Origin of the sequence: Halomonas sp. TG39a, from assembly GCF_000744395.1 — a bacterium.
In the GTDB taxonomy this organism is placed as follows: domain Bacteria; phylum Pseudomonadota; class Gammaproteobacteria; order Pseudomonadales; family Halomonadaceae; genus Vreelandella; species Vreelandella ventosae_B.
Genome location: NZ_JQLV01000002.1, coordinates 709632 through 729880, shown reverse-complemented (window position 1 = coordinate 729880; position 20249 = coordinate 709632). Strand labels below are relative to the sequence as shown.

At 54.6% G+C, this 20249-nt stretch carries 17 protein-coding genes; 12 read left to right on the top strand and 5 right to left on the bottom strand.

All coding sequences use genetic code 11. The features are described 5' to 3' along the window. Positions 1–4 precede the first annotated feature (4 nt). The 6 genes from U738_RS21470 (at position 5) to U738_RS21445 (ending at position 7037) form a co-directional block, all read left to right on the top strand. On the top strand, positions 5–433 hold the full coding sequence (locus U738_RS21470) for a universal stress protein (protein WP_035585277.1): 429 nt from the start codon (positions 5–7) through the stop codon (positions 431–433). A 338-nt stretch (positions 434–771) separates the two neighbouring features. After that, on the top strand, positions 772–1590 hold the full coding sequence (locus U738_RS21465; RefSeq protein WP_035585275.1) for a DUF2189 domain-containing protein: 819 nt from the start codon (positions 772–774) through the stop codon (positions 1588–1590). Between the two features lie 176 nt (positions 1591–1766). After that, entirely contained in the window at positions 1767–2270 is a 504-nt protein-coding gene (locus tag U738_RS21460) for a molybdopterin-dependent oxidoreductase (RefSeq protein WP_035585272.1), read from the top strand. Beyond that, the gene (locus tag U738_RS21455; RefSeq protein WP_035585270.1) at positions 2260–4509 is read left to right on the top strand and encodes a hybrid sensor histidine kinase/response regulator; all 2250 of its coding nucleotides are present in this window, start codon (positions 2260–2262) and stop codon (positions 4507–4509) included. The genes U738_RS21460 and U738_RS21455 overlap by 11 nt, the downstream gene beginning before the upstream one ends. Continuing rightward, a complete protein-coding gene (gene nosP, locus U738_RS21450) occupies positions 4490–5656 on the top strand; it encodes a nitric oxide-sensing protein NosP (protein ID WP_035585268.1) in 1167 nt (388 codons plus the stop codon). Before U738_RS21455 ends, nosP begins: the two co-directional genes overlap by 20 nt. Then, positions 5625–7037 (top strand): hybrid sensor histidine kinase/response regulator, encoded by a 1413-nt coding sequence (locus tag U738_RS21445; RefSeq protein WP_035585266.1) that lies wholly within the window; start codon positions 5625–5627, stop codon positions 7035–7037. Before nosP ends, U738_RS21445 begins: the two co-directional genes overlap by 32 nt. Positions 7038–7046: 9 nt before the next feature. Here the strand turns inward: U738_RS21445 and U738_RS21440 are convergent, their stop codons facing one another. After that, a complete protein-coding gene (locus U738_RS21440) occupies positions 7047–7724 on the bottom strand; it encodes a response regulator (RefSeq protein WP_035585264.1) in 678 nt (225 codons plus the stop codon). A gap of 115 nt (positions 7725–7839) precedes the next feature. On the opposite strand from U738_RS21440, the gene exaC reads away from it, so the two are divergent. Next, positions 7840–9360 (top strand): acetaldehyde dehydrogenase ExaC, encoded by a 1521-nt coding sequence (gene exaC, locus U738_RS21435; RefSeq protein ID WP_035585263.1) that lies wholly within the window; start codon positions 7840–7842, stop codon positions 9358–9360. Between the two features lie 121 nt (positions 9361–9481). Beyond that, positions 9482–10510 carry an alcohol dehydrogenase AdhP gene (gene adhP, locus U738_RS21430; RefSeq protein ID WP_035585262.1) on the top strand — a complete coding sequence of 343 codons (1029 nt, stop codon included), beginning with the start codon at positions 9482–9484 and terminating at the stop codon, positions 10508–10510. A 73-nt stretch (positions 10511–10583) separates the two neighbouring features. On the opposite strand, the gene dauA is transcribed toward adhP, so the two are convergent. The 3 genes from dauA to U738_RS21415 form a co-directional block, all read right to left on the bottom strand. Next, positions 10584–12350, bottom strand: a complete 1767-nt coding sequence (gene dauA / locus U738_RS21425) for a C4-dicarboxylic acid transporter DauA (protein ID WP_035585261.1) — start codon at positions 12348–12350, stop codon at positions 10584–10586. A gap of 150 nt (positions 12351–12500) precedes the next feature. Continuing rightward, positions 12501–14549, bottom strand: coding sequence for a choline BCCT transporter BetT (gene betT, locus U738_RS21420; protein ID WP_035585259.1), 2049 nt, complete (start codon positions 14547–14549; stop codon positions 12501–12503). A 203-nt stretch (positions 14550–14752) separates the two neighbouring features. Next, positions 14753–15175 (bottom strand): hypothetical protein, encoded by a 423-nt coding sequence (locus tag U738_RS21415; RefSeq protein WP_035585257.1) that lies wholly within the window; start codon positions 15173–15175, stop codon positions 14753–14755. Between the two features lie 148 nt (positions 15176–15323). Between U738_RS21415 and U738_RS21410 the strand changes: the two genes are divergently transcribed. Next, positions 15324–16277, top strand: coding sequence for an alpha/beta hydrolase (locus U738_RS21410; RefSeq protein WP_035585255.1), 954 nt, complete (start codon positions 15324–15326; stop codon positions 16275–16277). A 13-nt stretch (positions 16278–16290) separates the two neighbouring features. Here U738_RS21410 and U738_RS21405 read toward each other — a convergent pair whose 3' ends face one another. Further along, the gene (locus tag U738_RS21405; protein WP_035585253.1) at positions 16291–16791 is read right to left on the bottom strand and encodes a hypothetical protein; all 501 of its coding nucleotides are present in this window, start codon (positions 16789–16791) and stop codon (positions 16291–16293) included. A gap of 366 nt (positions 16792–17157) precedes the next feature. On the opposite strand from U738_RS21405, the gene U738_RS21400 reads away from it, so the two are divergent. The 3 genes from U738_RS21400 (at position 17158) to U738_RS21390 (ending at position 20236) form a co-directional block, all read left to right on the top strand. Next, on the top strand, positions 17158–18171 hold the full coding sequence (locus tag U738_RS21400; protein WP_009287368.1) for a Bug family tripartite tricarboxylate transporter substrate binding protein: 1014 nt from the start codon (positions 17158–17160) through the stop codon (positions 18169–18171). 97 nt (positions 18172–18268) lie between these two features. Further along, entirely contained in the window at positions 18269–18718 is a 450-nt protein-coding gene (locus tag U738_RS21395) for a tripartite tricarboxylate transporter TctB family protein (protein WP_027958069.1), read from the top strand. 9 nt (positions 18719–18727) lie between these two features. Then, positions 18728–20236, top strand: coding sequence for a tripartite tricarboxylate transporter permease (locus U738_RS21390; RefSeq protein WP_009287367.1), 1509 nt, complete (start codon positions 18728–18730; stop codon positions 20234–20236). The last annotated feature ends 13 nt before the right edge of the window (positions 20237–20249 follow it).

Genomic DNA, 20249 nt, shown 5'->3' with positions numbered 1-20249 from the left:
GGCCATGTACAGCAAGATCATGTTGCCGGTGGACCTAAACGAGGAAGCTTCCTGGTCGAAGGCGCTGCCCACCGCCCTGATGCTATGTCGGACGTTCGGTGCCTCGCTGCATGTGGTGACGGTACTGCCGGACTATCGCATGCCCATGGTGGGCTCCTATTTCCCCAAGGACTTCGCCAAAAAAGCGCATGAGGCTATCACAGCTGCGCTTCATGACTTTATCAAGGCGAATGTCCCCGACGACATTCAGGTGCAAAGTGTCATTGTGGATGGTTCACCTTGGGAGGCGATTATTAAGGCAGGCAAAAAGCTGGATGTCGACCTGATCGTTATGGCCTCCCATACCAAGCGTAAGTTTGTCGATTATGTGCTCGGACCCAATGCCGAGCACGTGGTGCACCATGCCAAAATGTCGGTAATGATTGTGCGCTAGACGCCATGCTTGTGTAGCGCTAGTCGCATAGGAAAAACCAAGAACTCCGGGCAAGTGCTCGGAGTTTTTTTATGGCTGTCGATAGCACTTTTTAACTATATCTAATTTTGCTAACGCAGCAATTTAATTGGCGCTTTATCGCTATTTCGTGGATTTTTTGTACGCGTATCTCAAAGTGCCACCCGCCAAGAGCCCTGGTCAGCTACATTAAGAGGGTATTAAAAGATAATGTTCAGCCATTGAGTTGGCATTAATACCGTCAGCGAGTAACCCGCGTTGATGCGTTTGAGGTAAATCCTGAATCCAGGGTCTATATCAGGAACGACAGGAGTAATGCCATGAATGAGGCTACAACAAAAACAAACCACTCTTCGGATCTGCCCAGCGTTAAAATCACTATCAACAAGGTCGGTTTGGATCGACCCAGGGCGTGGTTAGCTGCAGGCGTAGAGGATTTTCGCCGTGCTACAGTAGTAAGCCTTTCTTATGGCATGTTTTGGGTGGGACTAAGTATCGCTATTACCTTAGGCGCTTTCACCATGGGGTACTGGTACTGGCTACTGCCCATGATTGCTGGTTTTATGTTTATTGGCCCACTGGTGGCAGTGGGATCTTATGGCATCAGCAGGGCGTTGGAGCGTGGCCAGGTGCCTAACCTAGGCGATGCGTTCGGCAGTTGGAAACCCCATGCCGGGCAGTTGGCAATGATGGGCGTAATGATGATGATCTTCTTCCTCGCCTGGATACGCCTGGCAACACTTCTCTTTGCACTGTTTTTTGGCTTTGAAGTCCCCAGCCCCGCTACACTTTACACCTCACTCCTGACCACTTCTGAAGGTTTAGGAATGTTAGCGGTTGGCACGGTGGCTGGCGGCATCCTGGCTTTTGGTGCCTTCGCTATTAGCGTTGTAGCGATTCCCACGCTGATGGATCAAGATCTAACCTTTATGGAGGGTATTGAAGCCAGCGTGCGCTGTGTCGCACGTAATTTCCGTGTGATGCTGTTGTGGGCGGTGATTCTTACCCTGTGCGTTCTGGTGGGTGTGATGACGTTCTATATCGGTTTGGCGCTGATCTTGCCCGTTTTAGGCCACGCAAGCTGGCACGCCTATGAAGAGCTTGTGCGCATTGAGCCCTTCGAGAAAATTAAAACGTAACCCAACTGTGAACAGTTAATAACGCTCTGGTTGCTAAAAATAGCGACGAAAAACAGTATTTACCCTGACCTGTTAAAGGAGATAGCGTAGTCTTTACGCTATCTTCTTCTATTGCTCCTGGCTGGTATAACCAGAGAGTAATCCTGTGTGAGGTGTTCACTGTGAAAGCGTTGTTAATGGGGTGGGTCGTGCTGATGTTCAGCACTCCTCTGGCGGGGCTTGCTGAATCGGCTAATGACTTAGAGGCGCCTAGCGGGCACGTTATCTTGACCGTCAGCGGTAATATTGACCATACCAACGTGGGCAGTGAAGCGCAGTTTGACCGTGCCATGTTAGCGGCATTACCGCAGCACGAGTTTGAGACCAGCACGCCTTGGACAGAGGGCAGCAGTCACTATAGTGGCCCGTTAATGCGTGATTTACTGGCGTTATTAAGCCAGGAGTATGATGCAGATGCAGTGCTCGTCTCCGCGCTGAACGGCTACGAAGCCGAAATACCGGTCAGCGATTTTAATGATCACGATGTTATCTTAGCCATGACCAAAAATGGTGAGGCGATTCCAATTCGAGAATATGGCCCTTTGTGGGTGCTTTATCCCTTTGATCAAGATGAAACGCTGTTAAGCGAAAAAATTCGCTTTAGAGCGGTATGGCAGGTTATGCATATTAATGTTCTCTAGCGCTTCTAATGCGCAGGCCTCCAGCCTACTGCGTTATCCTCTTCGTTTTAAGCTCGTTGCCATTGTCGCGGTGCTGCTGTTCGCTGCGGCACTGGTCGTCGCCACCCTGGCTGCGTGGCGGCAGGAAAATCTTACTCAAAGTCTGCGTGAAGATACGGCATGGGTTGTCTATAAACTGGATCGCGATGCGGTACAGCTACTGAATCATTTGCTGGCAGTGACCCGTGAGCCGTTATCACCTGCGGCTCACGAGGAACTCAATCTCCGCTTTGAGTTACTCTATAGCCGCATCACGCTGCTTAACGACGGTGAAGTCAGCAACCTCCTGCAACAGATCGATACCGCCCGTGAGCTACTGAGCCAAATCCAGCAGCAGCTTGATGTGCTGGATATTATGTTTACGCCCTACAATGCGCTCGAACTGAACCAGTTGCCGGTAGCGTCGCTGGAAGATGAACTACAGGCGCTAACGCGGCTAACTGAACGGTTGGTGATTGCGATTAACGGCTATTTAGCTGAATCGGCAACGGAAGAGCGTGCCCAGCTTAGCCTGCTTTACAAGCTACTTATGAGCCTGATTATTGGCATGAGCTTAGCGGCCTTTCTGGTGATTGCCTTTTTGGTGCGCGAAATGCGTGAAAGTGCGGCGATAAGGCGCAATCAGGAGAAGCTTGGCCGCCAGTTGGAAGTCACTGCCAAACAGGCTCAGGCGGCGAATCAAGCCAAGTCAGATTTTTTAGCCATGGTCAGCCATGAAATTCGCACGCCGCTAAACGGCGTTATCGGCATGAGCGAGCTGTTACGCGAATCAGCGAGTCCCGCTCAGGTGGAGGATTACGCACAGACGATCCACGATAGCGCCAATCAATTGCTGGCAATGATCAATGAAATTCTCGATTTCTCAAAAATTGAAGCAGGGTACTTAACCCTTGAAACATCGCCCACAGAACTCAAACCGCTGATTGATAGCGTGGTGGTGCTGTTTGCGCCCCGAGCAAAAATGAAAGGGCTAGCGCTGACGGTTAATGTGGATGCGCTGGTGCCAACCTGGGTGCTGGTCGATGCAGGCCGACTGCGGCAAATTCTGCTAAATCTTATTGCTAATGCGATCAAATTTACCGACCACGGTGAAGTCCGCGTGCGGGTCTCCTCAACGGTGGAGCAGCTACTCTTTGAGATTAGTGACACGGGGTGTGGCCTAAGCGAACAGCAACAACAACGCTTGTTTGAGCCTTTTCAGCAGGCAGACGCGTCGGTGGCACGTCGATTTGGTGGCACTGGGTTAGGGTTGGCAATTTGCAAACGGCTAAGCGAAGCGATGCAAGGGCGTTTAGGGGTAAAAAGTACCCCAGGCCAGGGGAGTACCTTCTGGTGCGAGTTGCCCTTGATCGCCGCTGACCCCGTAGCAACATCGCTGCCCCCAGTGCCCAAGCGGGACTTTGCCGGCACAACGCTGCTGCTTGTAGAGGATAACGCTGTCAACCGCAAAGTCGCGATGGGTTTATTGGCGCGCTTAGGGTGCGATATCGTCTGGGCGGAGAGTGGCCATGACGCCTTGGCCATGGTTCAGTCGCAGCAGGTGCATCTGATCTTTATGGATATTCAGTTGCCTGATATGGATGGCCTAACGGTCACCCAGCGTCTGCGTGAACAGGGCGGGTGGTTAGCCAGTGTACCGATCGTTGCCATGACGGCCGGTGGCGCCGAAGATGACCGACAACGCTGCCTGGCAGTGGGTATGGATGATTACGTCACCAAGCCGCTGTCGCTCTCTGCATTAAGTAACGTACTGGCGTTGCAACTGTCCTCCTTGGACACTATGCCTTTACAGGCGTTAGCGGTGATCCCAGGGCTCACTGGAGAGCAATCGTTGCTTAATAGCGACACCCTTAGCATGCTGAAAACAGCGCTGGGGGAAGCCAGCATGATCCAGCTGATCATGCTTTACCACCAGCAAGTCAGTGATTACTCCGCTCAATTGGCTGCGTGCTTGGCTGCAACCCCCTTAACGCCAGAGCAGGAACAGCAAGTCGCGCGGCTTGCGCATCAACTGCGTGGTGAATCATTAAGCATGGGGGCCGACAAGATTGCCGAGCTGGCAAAACAGCTTGAGACATTAGCCAAAACACAGCGGTCCACATCCACGCAACTTGATGAAGTATTTAGTACGTTAAGGCTCGCAGCGGCGCATACGCATGCTGCACTGGAGAGGTGGAGCCGTGACCACTTATCAGGCTGAACAGGGTATTCGCACTGCGACCAGCCAGCAGACTAATGCTAACCAGGCCGCGGCGGAGCTAGCCGACATTTTACGCCACGAACACTTGGGCTTCGTGCTGTTCTTCTGCAGTGCGGAGTATGATTTAGCGGCCCTGGCGAATGCACTGGAAAGCTGTTTCCCCACCACGTCACTAAGTGGCTGTACCACAGCTGGAGAAATAACGCCTGCAGGCTATGATCGTGGCTCCATCGTGGCTATCGGATTTGATCGCCGCCTGTTCGCCATTGAAACCGCGCTGATTGATGACCTTGAGCATTTTGAGCTGGCCAACGCTCAACCGCTGGTCGATACACTGTTGGAGCAGTGTCGCCAACAAGTCATCGCGCCGATTAATGAGCACAGCTTTGCGCTGACCCTACTGGATGGCCTATCCAGCCGTGAAGAGCAGGTGCTCGCTACCTTAGACGCTGCGCTAGGGCGTATTCCCAGTTTTGGCGGCTCGGCGGGTGATGACAATCACCTTAGCCATACCCATGTGTACACCGCCGGGCGCTTCCATACGCGTGCGGCGGTGGTGGTGATGATCAACACCCGGCTGCCCTTTGAAGTGTTTTCAACCCATCACTTAATCCCATTGACCCACAAGCTGGTGGTGACCGAGGCTGACCGTGAGCAGCGGCGGGTGATTGAGCTCAATGGGCTACCTGCCGCCCAGGTATATGCTGAGCTGGTAGGTATGGCGCCTGCACAGCTGAGCGCCGCCGTTTTTGCCCGCCACCCACTCGCCGTGCGCATCGGTGGGCAGCACTATGTGCGCTCCATTCAACGTGTTAACAGTGACAGTAGCTTGAGTTTTTACTGTGCGGTGGAAAACGGCATTGTACTCACGGCCATGCAGCCAACCCCGCTGTTGGATGATCTCAAAGTGATGCTTGCCGGGGTGAGCGCCAGGCTGGGGACGCCGAGCATGATTATTGGCTGCGACTGTTTTTTGCGCCGCATGGAGCTTGAGGCACTGCAACAACTGGATCAGGCATCACAACTGCTGCGCCAAGCAGGCGTAGTGGGCTTCAATACCTATGGCGAGCAGCATCACGGCATGCATGTGAATCAAACGTTTACGGGGGTGGCGTTTGGATCTCTTCCAGCTAACGACAGCCACTGACGCGGCTGAACACACAGCAGCGGCAAAGGGCTCTGATGAGGCGGACGTGGCAGCGCTGCGGGAAGAGAACCGCCGCCTGCGTAAAGTGTGCCAAGCGCTGATGGAGCGGGTGGAAACCGGGGGCGGTGCTGATCCGGCCCCCTATGCGGCGTTTGAGCGCTCGGTGTTACTTGCCGAGCAGGTGCGTGAGCGCACCGACGCGCTGCACCGCACCTTAGACGAGCTGAGCCAAGTTAATACGCGCTTGCTGGCCGCGAAAGCCGAAGCTGAAGCCGCCAACCTATCCAAAACGAAATTCCTGGCGGCGGTCAGCCACGACCTGCTGCAGCCGCTTAACGCTGCCCGGCTGTTTGCCAGCGCCTTGGAGACCCATTCGCTGCCTGAAACCTCGCAAATGCTAGTCAGCCATATAGGCCGCTCGCTGAAAGATGTCGAAGGTTTGATAGGCACACTGGTGGATATTTCGCGCTTGGACGCAGGTGTGCTACACGCTGATAAAGCGCCTTTTGCGGTGAGCACGCTGCTCGATGCGCTAGCCGAAGAGTATCGCCAAGTGGCCGGGGTGCGGGGACTGGCGCTTCACTATGTGCCTTCCAGCGCGGTGGTTGAGTCCGATCTGGCGCTGCTTGCGCGGGTGGTTCGCAACTTCTTAAGCAACGCAGTGCGTTACACCGACCAGGGCCGTGTGCTGCTGGGCTGTCGACGCAGGCGGGACGGCCTGGAAATTATGGTGGGCGATACCGGCCCCGGCATTCCCGAGCAGCAGCGCGAAGCCATCTTTCTCGAGTTTCGGCGCGCTAATCAGCCTAACAGTGCCCACAGCCGTGGCTTGGGGCTGGGGCTGGCCATCGTCGATCGTATCAGCATCATGCTGGAGCAGCCGATATCGCTGGCCTCTCGCCCCGGCGTGGGTGCGCTATTTTCGATTACCGTGCCCTACGCAACGGCAACGGTTCCCGCAGTGAGCAACACGCGTAGCGCGATACTGCCTGAGGCTGACGAGGAGGCGTTGAGCGGCTGCGTCATTTGGGTGATTGATGACGACCTGGCGATTATAGAAGGCATGCAAGCGCTGCTGGGCAGTTGGGGCTGCCGGGTGCGGGCTGCCGCCACGGTAAGTGCGTTGGAAGCCGCCAGTGACGGTGAACGCCCGGCGGTATTACTGGTGGATTATCATTTGGGCGAGCACCGCGAAACCGGTATTGAGCTGGCCGCACGCTTGCAGCGGCGCTATCCCGGCCTGGCTGCGGTGGTGATTACGGCCAATCACGAAGCGGAGATTAAGCGTGCCACCCGTGAAGCCGGCATGCACTGCTTGCTCAAACCCTTAAAGCCCCTGCGGCTGCGCATGCTGCTTGGCACGCTACTCAATAAAGCCTAATGGCGCAGTCTAACGAGTGCGGTTGGCCCGGTGAAAGCTTAGGTCCTCTTCGCCCGCAATAACGATCGCGTGAACCCGGCTCGTGGCATTCAGCTTACGTAAAATCGCCGAGACATGGGTTTTAACGGTGGTTTCGGCAATCAATAGTTCCCGGGCAATATGCTTGTTCGACATGCCTGTCGTCATGCACGCCAATACCTCTAACTGCTTATCGGTTAAGCGTGCTAAGCGCTCACTGGACGACGAAGTCTGGGTGGTGGGTTGTGCCAAAACAGCGCGCGGCGCTGGGCGGCGCATCACATCGGGCGGCAGGTAGAGCTGACCCTCAAGAATCTGTGTTAACGCGGCCAGCAGCGCTTCCCGGGGGGTGGATTTAGGGATATAGCCCACCGCGCCCAAGGTAATCGCATCGAGTACCAGCTGGCGCTCCTGATGCGCAGATACGATCGCCACCGGCAGCGAGGGAAATTTCTCGCGCAGCCGTGTTAAACCGTCTAGCCCTTCTGCATCCGGCAGGCTTAAATCCAGCAGCAGTAGATCTAACTCGGTGTTCGCTTCAATTAGCGCTATGGCGTCAGCGAGGCTCTCCGCTTCCAATAACTGGCTGCCTGCCAAGCCCCCGCTAATCACGGTTTGTAGTGCGTCGCGGAACAGCGGATGGTCATCCGCCACCAACAGAGAATACATGGCGTCTCCTACCAAGGGATGAGGGCTAATCCTGCCATCGGGCTATATCGCCATTTGCTTTAGTGAACAACACTGTCAATGCACCTAAATAATCATAATACTCAGGAGCACGACAATGATCTACGCCAACCCTGGTGATACCGGCTCTTTGGTGTCATTTGAAAAACGCTATGGCAACTATATCGGTGGCGAGTTTGTCGCCCCGGTGAAAGGCCAGTACTTCGACAATATTAGCCCCGTCAATGGGCATGTGTTTTGCGAAATCCCCCGCTCCACGGCAGAAGATATCGATAAAGCGTTGGACGCAGCCCACAAAGCGGCACCTGCCTGGGGGAAAACCTCCGTCCAAGAGCGCAGCAATATTTTGCTGAAAATTGCCGACCGCATTGAGCAAAATCTGGAAATGCTTGCCGTCGCGGAAACGTGGGATAACGGTAAAGCGGTACGCGAAACCCTCAATGCGGATCTACCTCTCGCCGTTGACCACTTCCGCTACTTTGCGGGCTGCTTACGCTCGCAGGAAGGCACGGCGGCGGATATCGATGCCAACACGGTTTCTTATCACTTCCACGAGCCGCTGGGCGTAGTGGGCCAGATTATCCCCTGGAACTTCCCGATTCTAATGGCGGTTTGGAAGTTGGCACCGGCACTGGCGGCGGGTAACTGCGTGGTGCTCAAACCTGCCGAGCAAACCCCAGCATCGATTTTGAAAGTCGTCGAATTGATTGGCGACCTGCTACCTCCGGGCGTGCTTAATATCGTCAACGGCTTTGGCGCCGAAGCGGGTCAGGCATTGGCCAGCAGCAAACGCATCGCCAAAATCGCCTTTACCGGCTCTACCCCCGTTGGCTCGCATATTCTGAAATGCGCGGCGGAAAATATTATCCCCTCCACCGTAGAGCTGGGCGGTAAATCTCCCAATATCTACTTCGCTGATATTATGAACGCCGAACCGACGTTTATTGATAAAGCGGTAGAGGGCTTGGTACTGGCGTTCTTTAACCAGGGTGAAGTGTGTACCTGCCCGTCTCGCGCGCTGATCCAAGAGAGCATGTACGAAGAGTTCATGGCCAAGGTGATCGAACGCACGAAAACCATCAAGCGCGGTAATCCACTGGATACCGATGTGCAGGTAGGGGCTCAGGCTTCCCAAGAGCAGTTCGACAAGATCATGTCGTACATGGATGTCGCTCGCGACGAAGGCGCGGAGTTCCTCACTGGCGGCAATAAAGAGACCATGGACGACAGCCTTAACAGCGGTTACTACATTCAGCCCACGCTGTTGAAGGGCAATAACCAGATGCGCGTCTTCCAGGAGGAAATCTTTGGCCCGGTGGTGGCGGTGACCACGTTCAAAGACGAAGAGGAAGCGCTGGCGATTGCCAACGACACCGAGTTTGGCCTGGGCGCAGGCGTGTGGAGCCGCGACATGAACGTCGCTTTCCGCATGGGCCGCGGCATTCAAGCCGGGCGTGTCTGGACTAACTGCTACCACCAGTATCCGGCCCACGCGGCTTTCGGTGGCTATAAGAAATCCGGCGTTGGCCGCGAAACCCATAAAGTTGCCCTTGAGCACTACCAGCAAACCAAAAACCTGCTGGTCAGCTACGATATCAACCCGCTGGGCTTCTTCTAAGCGTTCTGCTAGCCACACCGCCCGGTATTCGCCGGGCGGTATTGTCAGTCCCCCTGACGCTGACTCTACCGATAAGAGCCGTTTTTAAATGGCCGTATCGAAAACTATTAGGAGTTGCATCATGGATAGCACAATGCGCGCGGCGGTCGTTCGTGAGTTTGGCCAGCCGTTGGTCATAGAAGAAGTCGACGTACCTCGCCCTAAGCAGGGCGAAGTGTTGATGAAAGTGGCGGCCTCTGGGGTTTGCCATACCGATTTACACGCCGCCCACGGCGATTGGCCGGTGAAACCCTCGCCGCCATTTATTCCCGGCCATGAAGGCGTTGGGCATATCGTGGCGGTGGGTGCAGGTGTCACCCATGTCAAAGAGGGGGATCGTATCGGCGTACCCTGGCTCTACTCGGCCTGTGGCTACTGCGAGCACTGTTTGGGCGGTTGGGAAACCCTGTGTGAGTCTCAGCAAAATACCGGCTACAGCGTTAACGGTGGGTTTGCCGACTACACCTTAGCGGATGCGGGCTATGTTGGGCGCCTGCCGGATGCCATCGACTTCATTGAAATAGCTCCGGTGCTGTGTGCGGGAGTGACGGTTTATAAAGGCTTGAAAATGACCGATACCCGCCCCGGCCAGTGGGTGGTGATTTCGGGCATTGGTGGTCTGGGCCATATGGCGGTGCAGTACGCCAAAGCCATGGGGCTGAATGTTGCCGCGGTGGATATCGATGATGGAAAGCTAGCCCTGGCCGAGCGCTTAGGCGCTACGGTAACGGTTAACGCCATGAACACCGACCCGGCGGCGTACTTGAAGAAAACCATCGGTGGCGCTCACGGTGCCTTGGTCACAGCGGTATCGCCGAAGGCGTTTGATCAGGCGCAGAATATGCTACGCCGCGGCGGAACGTTGGTGCTCAATGGCTTACCGCCCGGCGACTTCCCGCTGCCGATCTTCAGCACGGTGCTCAACGGTATTACCATTCGTGGCTCTATCGTCGGCACGCGGAGTGATTTGCAGGAGGCGCTGGATTTTGCCGCCGAAGGCAAGGTCAAAGCGACGGTAGCAACCGATACGCTGGACAATATCAACGACATTTTCCAGCGCATGATCGACGGCAAGATAGAAGGCCGTATTGTGCTTGATATGGCGAGCTGAAAGCTGGCTATATAAGCAACCGGGGGAGGCAACTCCCCTTTCTAATGCCACCGTTGCCATTACATCGCCGCTATTAAGTCCCCGCCGTCACCTTGCTGCTATCCTGATCCCGCCAGCCCAACCAACGTTGCGACATGCGCTCGGCGTGGGCAAGGTTGCTGACGACCGCTAACTTACCCGCTTCGCGCTTAATGCCCGCGCGTTTAATTTTCAGCGCCATACGCGGCGGCAGTCCAACAAATATAACGCCTACGTCTTGCTCACCCAGTTCCCGGCGCAGGCTGTCCAGCGCCACCATGGCGGTGGTGTCCAGGCTGGGCACATCGCGCATATCCAAAACGACAATCCGAACGCCGTGATCAATCACCCGCAGCGTGGCAATAGCCTTTTCTGCCGCACCGAAAAAGAGCGGGCCACTGATTTTGTAGAGCGCTACTTCGGCGGGGAAGTGTTGGCCGGAATCGGGTGTGTCTAAACGCTGGGTATGGGTTAGCTGTGCCATACGGCGGATAAATAGCGCCGCCGCAAGGCCAATACCGACGGCCACCGCGATCACCATGTCAAAAATTACCGTGAGGGCAAAGCAGATCACCAGCACTGATACATCGCTGACGGGCGCGCTTTTCAGCGTATGTACAAAGTGGCGAGCCTCGCTCATGTTCCAGGCAATGATAAACAGCAGGGCGGCTAAGGCGGCCATGGGCACATATCCCAGCACACCCGCTAGCGCGACCACGGCAAGTAATACCACCAGCGAATGCACCACCGCGGCGACAGGTGAACAGGCACCGCTTTTGATATTGGTCGCCGTGCGGGCCAGGGCCGCGGTGGCGGTAATGCCGCCAAAGAAGGGCACCACCATATTGCCCAGCCCCTGGCCAATCAGTTCGGCGTTAGGGTCATGGCGGGTGCGGGTTAGGCCATCCGCCACTACGGCACACAGCAGCGATTCAATCGCCGCCAGTAGTGCAATCGCCAATGCCGGGCCAAGCAGCGCCTGAATCAGTGCAAAGTTGATCTCAAGTGGGGTGCCATCTGCGCCGGGAAAATGCCACGGCGCGGTGAAGCTAGGCGCAAAGGGGGGGATTCCACTGCCGCTCTCACCTTCGAACTCCCAGCTAAACCGTGAAGCGATGGTATCGACTTCAACACCACTCATCAGCAATAGCGCAGCCACCACCGTGCCCACCGCCAAACCTACCAGCGGGGCAGGTACAGGCGTATTCAGGCGGGGCCAGATTAACAGCGTCGCCAGGGTGATAAGCCCAACACTGATCTCTGCTGGTGAAAGTGTGGGTAGCGCTTGGCCAATCAGCATTAGGTTCTGCAGGGTGCTGTCGCCAAGCTCGACCCCGGATAAACCAAGAAAGTCAGGTAGTTGCAACAGCGCAATCACCACGCCAATGCCCGCCGTAAAGCCAAGAATCACCGGGTAAGGGACGTACTGAATCAGACTGCCCAACCGCGAAAGTCCCAGCGCGACCAAGATAGCACCCGCCATGAGCGTGGCAATCAGCAGCCCACCCAGACCGTGATTGGCCACAATAGGAAAAAGAATGACCACGAAGGCGGCGGTGGGGCCCGAGATATTAAACCGTGAACCGCCGGTTAAGGCGATCACCGCGCCCGCTACGATGGCAGTATAAAGCCCGTGCTGGGGTGGCACGCCGGTGGCGATTGCCAGTGCCATGGAAAGCGGTACCGCCACCACACCAATCGTCAGTCCCGCCATAACATCGCGCTTTAATTTGGCCAGCGTATACCCTTCACGCCAAGTGCTTACTAGCGCACTGCCAGGCAGCGGGAAAACGTAAGCCGAAGAGCGATGGGCACGGGACATGGGGCCAGTCTCCTAAGAATAGGGAAAACAAGTCATTACGCTACGCCTGCGCTGAAATTTGCACAACAAGGCGTTAGTCGCGGAGTCGTTTGCGCACAAAAAATCCCGGCACGTGGCCGGGATTGTTTTTTCGCTTAAATGCTAGCGCCGTTACATTTGGGAATCTTCAGGGGGCTCGCCGATAGTGCCAGGCATCGCCTGCACATGGCCCATCTGCTGACCGGCCAAGGTGAGGAAGTGCAGATGGCGTTCATACTCAGCCACCAGATCTCCAATTACCTGACCACGGGTGTAACCGTTAAGGTCTTTATCTTGACCACCTTCTGCTAGGTAGACGTCCAGACGTACATAGAAGTCATCATCGGCGGGGATGAAGCTTGGTGTACGCATGCGGTGCGGGCACACCTGATAGACAAAGCTGGTAGCTTCGCCGAAGTCGACCTGGAGCATCAGGTTAGGTAGAGATTCGCCCTCAACGTGTTCTTCGGTCACATTGGCGGTTTGGCCTCGGCTTTCAAGCTCCTGAGCAAACTGCGTCATCGCTGGGCGAATGGAGTGCTCAATCGTCGCAGCGGCACCTGCACGATTAGAGGTATCCAGGGCGCGATCCAAACGCTCCTTCCAGTCTCCGCCTGGGGCGCCTCCGGCAATCATGCGGCGGGCATCGGCTTTGCTACCTTCAAGTTTCAGGGCTTTATACATGCCCACCATCACCGCGAAAATAACCAGCGAGAAGGGCAGTGCGGTGATCACCACAGCGCTCTGCAGCGCGTTCAAGCCACCGGCCATGAGCAGGGCAATGGTGATCAAGCCGATCACCGCCGACCAGAAAATACGTAATTTAACCGGCGCATCGTGGTTCACATCGCTCAAAATCGAGGTGAAGTTGGCCAATACCAGCGCACCCGAATCCGCAGAGGTGATAAAGAATACGATGCCCAGCACGGTGACGACCGCGGCGGTAAGACCTACATAGGGATAGTACTCAAGCAGTGTGTAGAGCGTGGTTTGCGGGGTGTTAAGGGCCTGCTCACCCAGCTCGGCAACACCTTGGTTGGCGACCAGCTCAATACCGCTGTTACCAAATACCGACATCCACACCATCATAAAGGCGAGCGGAATAAACAAGGCGCCTGCGACAAATTCACGAATGGTGCGGCCGCGGGAGATACGCGCCAGGAACAGACCCACAAACGGTGTCCAGGCAATCCACCAGCCCCAGAAGAAGATCGTCCACCACATCTTCCACTCTTGGGCGCCTTCATCGGCAAACGCGTAGGTGTCAAAGCTGGCACCGACAAACCCAGACAGATAATCACCTGCGTTATTGACCACCTTATCCAGCAAAACCAGCGTGTCGCCGGAGAAGAGCACGAACAGCATCAGCGCCAATGCCAACAGCATGTTGAACTCAGAGAGGCGACGAATGCCTTTCTCAACGCCGGTTACCACAGAAATCGTTGCCAGTACGACCACCAAGACAATCAAAATCACCTGCACGGTGAGCGTTTCCGGCACGCCGAACATATAGGTGAGGCCGTAATTGAGCTGCATCACCCCAATACCCAGGCTGGTGGCGATGCCGAACACGGTGGAGATCACCGCAGTAATGTCGACAGCGTTACCAATGGGGCCGTGGATACGCTTGCCCAGAATTGGGTAGAGCGCGCTGCGGATCGCTAGCGGCAGGCGGTGGCGGTAGCTAAAGTAGGCCAACGCCATACCCATCAACACGTACAGCCCCCAGCCGGAGAGCCCCCAGTGCAGATAGGTTTGAACGACGGCGTTACGCATCGCTGCCTGGCTTTCCGGGGTTAAATCCGGCGGTGCCAAATAGTGGGCAACCGGCTCGGCAACACTGAAAAATAGCAGGTCGATACCGATACCCGCGGCAAACAGCATGGCAGACCAGGAGAGCAGCGAAAACTCAGGTCGTGAGTGATCGGGCCCCAAGCGGATGCTGCCAAAGCGTGACATACCAATCGCAATGACAAAGACCAGATACGCCACAATGGCGAGCATGTAGTACCAGCCAAAGGTTTTGCTTACCCAAGCAAGGCCGGCATCAAAAAAGGCACCTGCTTGTTCGGTGAACAGCATGGTGAGCACCAAAAAAATGATGATACCCGCCACACTGCCGTGGAAAACCACGGGGTTGAGGCGGTCGCGGGAGGGGAGGATGGGGTTGTCTTTCGCCATGCAGGCGGACTCCTGTTGTTGAAAGATGATTTTATTTTGAATGAACGTTCAAATAAAATACGCGATTAAGCGCCCCCCTTCAAGTTAACCTCCTCTATTTGGGTTGAATTAGCGTGAAGCTAGCAGTGTGGTGACGAACGCATAGATACAAAAACGCCCGGGGATACCGGGCGTTGGCTCTACTTTTGACGATTTACCCGCGTTTATTCGCTATCGGCATGCTCGTCTCTATGATCATCGTGGTGGCCACCTTTGCCATGCTTGCCACGATACTCTTCATGGGCTTCTTGCATGGCGTTGCGCAGTGCTTCTTGCTCTTCTTCGGTGAGAATTTCAGCTACACGCTCGTGGTGTTCTTCGCGCAGTGACTGCATGGCTTCACGATGTTCGGCGTGTGCCTCGTTGAGCTCGGCCTGTTTTTCAGCTGAGATATCAGCACGCTCGTACACCTCTTGGCGACGCTCCTCCATGCGTTCTTCCATACGCTCGCGATCAGGGCCTTGGCCTTCATGGTCACCGTGGCTATGCGCTTGAGCGGCAAACGCTAATGGCATAATGGCGATAGCCAGCAGGGCAGGGGCAAACAGTTGGCGAATTGACATTTTCTTAGCACTTGAAACGTTCATAGTTCTCTCCTGGTGAGTTGACGATGCCAGTATCACTAGGCGGCGTGCAAACCGTTTGCAGATAGTGTGCAACAATCATGATCTTATTGGCTTGTTGCAGGTCGTAGTGGGTAGGTGAGGGGTCACCTATTAATCCAGGAGAAACATAATGTCGCGTACCAAGCTAATTCGCGAGTGGCAACAGCATGGAGCACTTACCACCCTACGCCGAGTTACTGGCCTAGGGGCGGTTGCCTTATTGCTAAGTGGCTGTAGCGCTGTCCAGCACGTTAGCCAAGGTGATGACCCTGCCATTGAAGGTAGTCAACTGCACGAACCCCAGCCCTTTACACGCATTCCGCCAGCAACCTACACGCCAGACGAGTGGCCCCAGGCGTTAACGGCGGACGTTTACCTGCCTAATAATTTAAGTGACGGGCTGCGACCAGCCGCCTTGGTGGTACACGGTGGTGGCTGGCGCAATCGAACGCCGGAAGATATGCAGGGCATCGCCGAGCAGTTGGCGGGGCAAGGCTACGTGGCGGTGAATATTGAGTACCGTTTTGCGCCGGAGTATCGCTTCCCTAGCCAGTTGCATGATTTGCAGCAGGCGATGACCTGGATTCACGCTAATGCGGATGAGTGGCAAGTGGATACAAACCGAATTGTAGGCGTTGGGTTTTCATCCGGTGCGCATTTGGTGAGCTTGCTGGCGGTGGCGGGAGCAGAAGGGCCGCTGGCCGAACCCTACGGCGGCGAGCAGAGCCGTTTAGCCGCGGTATTGGCTGGCGGGCTACCCAGTGATTTGCTCAAATTTGATGATGGGCGCTTAGTGGTCGACTTTATCGGCGGTACCCGCGCTGAAGAAAACGAAGCATATCGCTTAGCCTCACCCGCGCGGCAAATTACCCCGAAGGCGCCGCCTTTTTTTCTGTTCCACGGCAATTGGGATCAACTAGTGCCGGTCGATCACGCTACGGACTTTTATAAAGCCCTGCAGGACAACAATATAGAGAGCGAGCTTTACCTGCAGCGCTGGCGCGGCCACATTACTAGCTTCCTGCTGCGTGGCGGCGCCATAGATGCGGGCATCGCGTTTCTCAATCGGCAGGTCAATCCTTAACGCCTATACGTCATCAAGACATGGCCAATGACATCATTCCGACAACAGCGTCATCATCAAGATCCATCTGAGTGACGAGTTTGCTTAGTTGGCTCATAGCCTCTTGAAGCGAATTATTGAGGCTACTGATTTCCTGTTGCAGGGCGTCAAGTTTTGCTTGTCGTTGTTCATCGTTTAGGGACTGGTCGCGCATAACATCTTCCAGTTCCTGCTGTTTCTCCCTTAATTTTTCTCTATATTCAGCAACTCGCTTTAGTAACTCTTTGACCTCCTGTGGGAGATCGCTTTCATCGATTTTAGTGTTCTTCGCTTCCTGTGTGTTACCAGCCTTTTCTGAAGCTGAGGCTATGCCTCTAGCCACGGGCGAAAGATCCAAGTGAATGCTGGTATTGGAATCCGTCGTTGCGGCTTTGGAAGAGACCGATGTTGTTGTTACTTGCTGGGCATTTGACGGCTCACTACGTAAAGGATGTGCGTCTAAAGGGGCACTCCCGGTAGGTAAAGAGATGGTCATGGCAATCTCTCGATAGTGTTAAAGGCTATTTTAAGCAGGCGCAACAGCGACTACGCAGGCCTGCTTAGGGAAATAGGTTCTAAGCAGGCTAATAGTACTATCGACAGTCCGAACCAATACTTTAGCTTACGCTAAGAAACACCTAGATAACCTGAAAGTCAGTGGAATATTGATAGCGATCTTTTTCTGCACAGCCATTGATGCAGGCATCGCGTTGTTCAATCGGCAGGTAGTTAGTGAGGACTAGACTTTAGTTGCGTTCTTACTTTATGCAAGGTTGGTGACAGTTTCGGGGAGTAGCGTTCTAAGCTCACAGCGAGATACCTGTGCGAAAACCAAACAAACCTATAAAAAGAGAGCCACGCTATGCTTAACACTTCCAGTGCTTCCTTATCGTTTAATATCAAATCGATATTGGTAGGGGCAACGGCCGCCATTGCCTCTCTATCAATGGCGCTTCCTGCTGTAGCTGACGACTTTCCCTCTCGACCGCTCAACATGGTGGTAGGTTTTGGCACCGGCGGAAGCGCGGATCGTATGACCCGCATGATGTCAGGGCCTATTTCCGAAGAGCTAGGTGTGCCGGTACAAGTAACTAATCGCCCCGGTGCGGGCACTCAGGTTGCTTCTAATTACGTCCTTAACGTGCCTGATGATGGTTATACCGTCTATGCCTCGACGTTTGCTCCTTACTTAACCAACTCGATCCTGACTGGTGATGCAGAGTTTAGTGTCGACGACTTTTCTTATATCAACTTCCAGTGGTTTGATTTGGATCTAATCGCTGCAAATAAAGACAGCGGTTATGAAGACCTGCCAAGCCTGCTTGAAGCGATCCGCGAAGAAGAGGGTCAAGTACGCGGTGCGGTGGTTCAAGGCTCTGCTGGTCACTTAATGGTGCGCTTGCTACTTGATGAAGCAGGTATTCCCCAAGATAACCTCAACTTGGTGACCTATAACAGCGGTGGCGAAGCCCGTTCAGCGGTAGCGGGTGGGCAGGTGGATTTCGTCTCTATTAGTGCCCAGGGCAGTGAGGGAATCCGTGAGTTCTTAACCCCGTTGGCGATCGTAAGTGATGAGCGCATTGAGCAGTGGGATGCACTCCCAATCAATGAAGCGCTGGCGCCGATGAATCTTGAGGTGCCCGTTCTTCAGGGCTCAATGCGCGGCTTTGCAGTGACCAGTGAAATGGAGCGCCAGCATCCTGAGCGTTTCGAGAAGATCTCCTCGGCTATTCAAAGTGCGCTTGCCCGCAAAGATGTTCAAGAGCAGCTTGAGCGCAACGAAATGGGCGGCGTTTGGGTAGGCCCAGAGCGCTCCAACGAGCTGATGCGCGAAAACTATCAGGTGTTTGAAAAATACGCTCACCTGCTTAACTAATTTTCACGACCAGGTTTTTCCGAACAGTTTTTTCGAACTAGTCCTTCCATGATAGCTGGCCCCTCACATTAATGAGGGGCCAGTATGGGGTTTTACCATGTCTGAATGTAAACGTGACTATGGGGACTTTATCGTTCTCATGGGTCTGGCTGGCTTTACACTATGGTATTTATTAGACGCCATTCGCGTATCCGCCACACCGCAAAACCTGCTGCTTATATTGCCACTTGCCGTTATCGTGTTAGCGATTATTGCACTCGAGTTGATCCTGCGTATTAAACACGGCTCGCTGTTTCGCTCCTCTGAAGAAGAACCGCTGCATAAAACATTACCTGTTGTGGGTCTCTTCGCCGCCTATGTAATGTCGCTTGAAGCGATAGGCTTTGATATTGCCACCGTAGCGTTTCTGGCGCTTTTCCTGATCCTTAAGGGGGAGCGCAATTGGTTGTTGGTAGGTGGTTATAGCGTCGTTTTTGGGCTGAGTGTCGCGTTCTTTTTCTCGCAGATGCTGCCGTACCCGATGACACTGCTGCTGCTTCCAAGCTGAGGAGATACCATGATTGATTTTGGCGCAGTAGGGCAGAGTTTTGATCTGCTTTTTTCTAATTTTGGCCCTTGGTTGGTGGTAGTGCCGGGTATCGTACTGGGGCTTATTTTTGGCGCAACGCCAGGCCTGCAGATATCAATGGCTATGGCCATTTTCCTGCCGATGACCATGTACATGGACTTTATTCAAGCCATGTTGTTCCTTACCGCTATTTTTACTGGCGGCTCATTTGGTGCCGGTATCCCAGCCATTCTGATGAATATTCCGGGTACCTCTTCGGCAATCGCTACCGCGTTTGATGGTTACCCCATGGCGCGGAAGGGGCAGCATAACCAGGCGTTAGGTGTCGCGTTAGCCTCCTCGGTGATTGGCGCGCTGATGGGCTACGTGGTGCTGTTCTTTATGATACAGCCGCTTTCCTACATGGTGCTGAGATTGGGGCCAGCAGAGATGTTTGTAGTGATTCTCTGGGGGATGACGCTGATCGCGAGCTTAAAAGGCGAACAGGTGCTTAAAGGCTTGATTGCAGGGTTTGTTGGCCTGTTAGTCGGGACGATTGGGTTTAGCGAAATCGGCTTGGCACGCGGTACGATGGGGCAGACTTACCTGTTGGACGGCGTGCCTGTTATCCCTGCCATGATGGGTATGTTTGCGGCCTCTGAGCTATTTAAGCTGGCCAACAAGGGCTTCATCGTTGAATCCGCCGATGCCCGTAAGGTCAAGGTGAGCGAGATCTTCGAAGGTTGCAGAATGGCGATGCGCTATCCTGTTGTGATGATTCGGGGTGGTTTGATCGGGGTGTTGGTCGGGGCGGTTCCTGGTGTGGGCTCATCCGTGTCTAACCTGCTCTCTTACATAGAAACTAAGCGCCGTGATCGGGATCCCGACTCATTTGGGAAAGGCAATCCGAAAGGGGTCGTGGCATCTGAGGCGGCTAACAGCAGCTCCGAAGGGGGCTCGATGGCAACACTGCTGGCACTAGGGATTCCCGGCGGTGGCGCTACAGCGGTAATGTTAGCGGCGTTTGCTATGCATAACATCACTGGCGGCCCGCAGTTTATTCGCCAACAAACGGATGTGGTTTACGCGATTATCTTCGCTAACTTTGCCCAGGTGTTTCTACTGGTGATCATCGGCTTACTGTTTATTCCTCTCTTGGCCAATATCGTCAAAGTGCCCATGCGCTACTTGATTCCTTCTGTGTTGGTGCTGGCGGTAATGGGATCCTTCGGGCTAACCGGCAATATGACTGGGCCCGCTACGGTGCTGGTGTTTGCGGTGATCGGTTGGATATTTCGCCACTACGGCTACTCCGTACCCGCCGCTGTGATCGGCATGCTATTAGGATCGTTGGCTGAAAAATCGCTACTTCACTCCTATCAAATCAGTGGTGGCGACATTACGTACGTTTTTGAGCGCCCAGTAACGCTGGCTATTTTTGCCTTACTGCTGATCTCACTATTTAGCCAGCCTGTAATGAAGCGGCTTAAAGCGCGCCAAGAGGCTGCTCAACTATGATTCTTGAATTCAG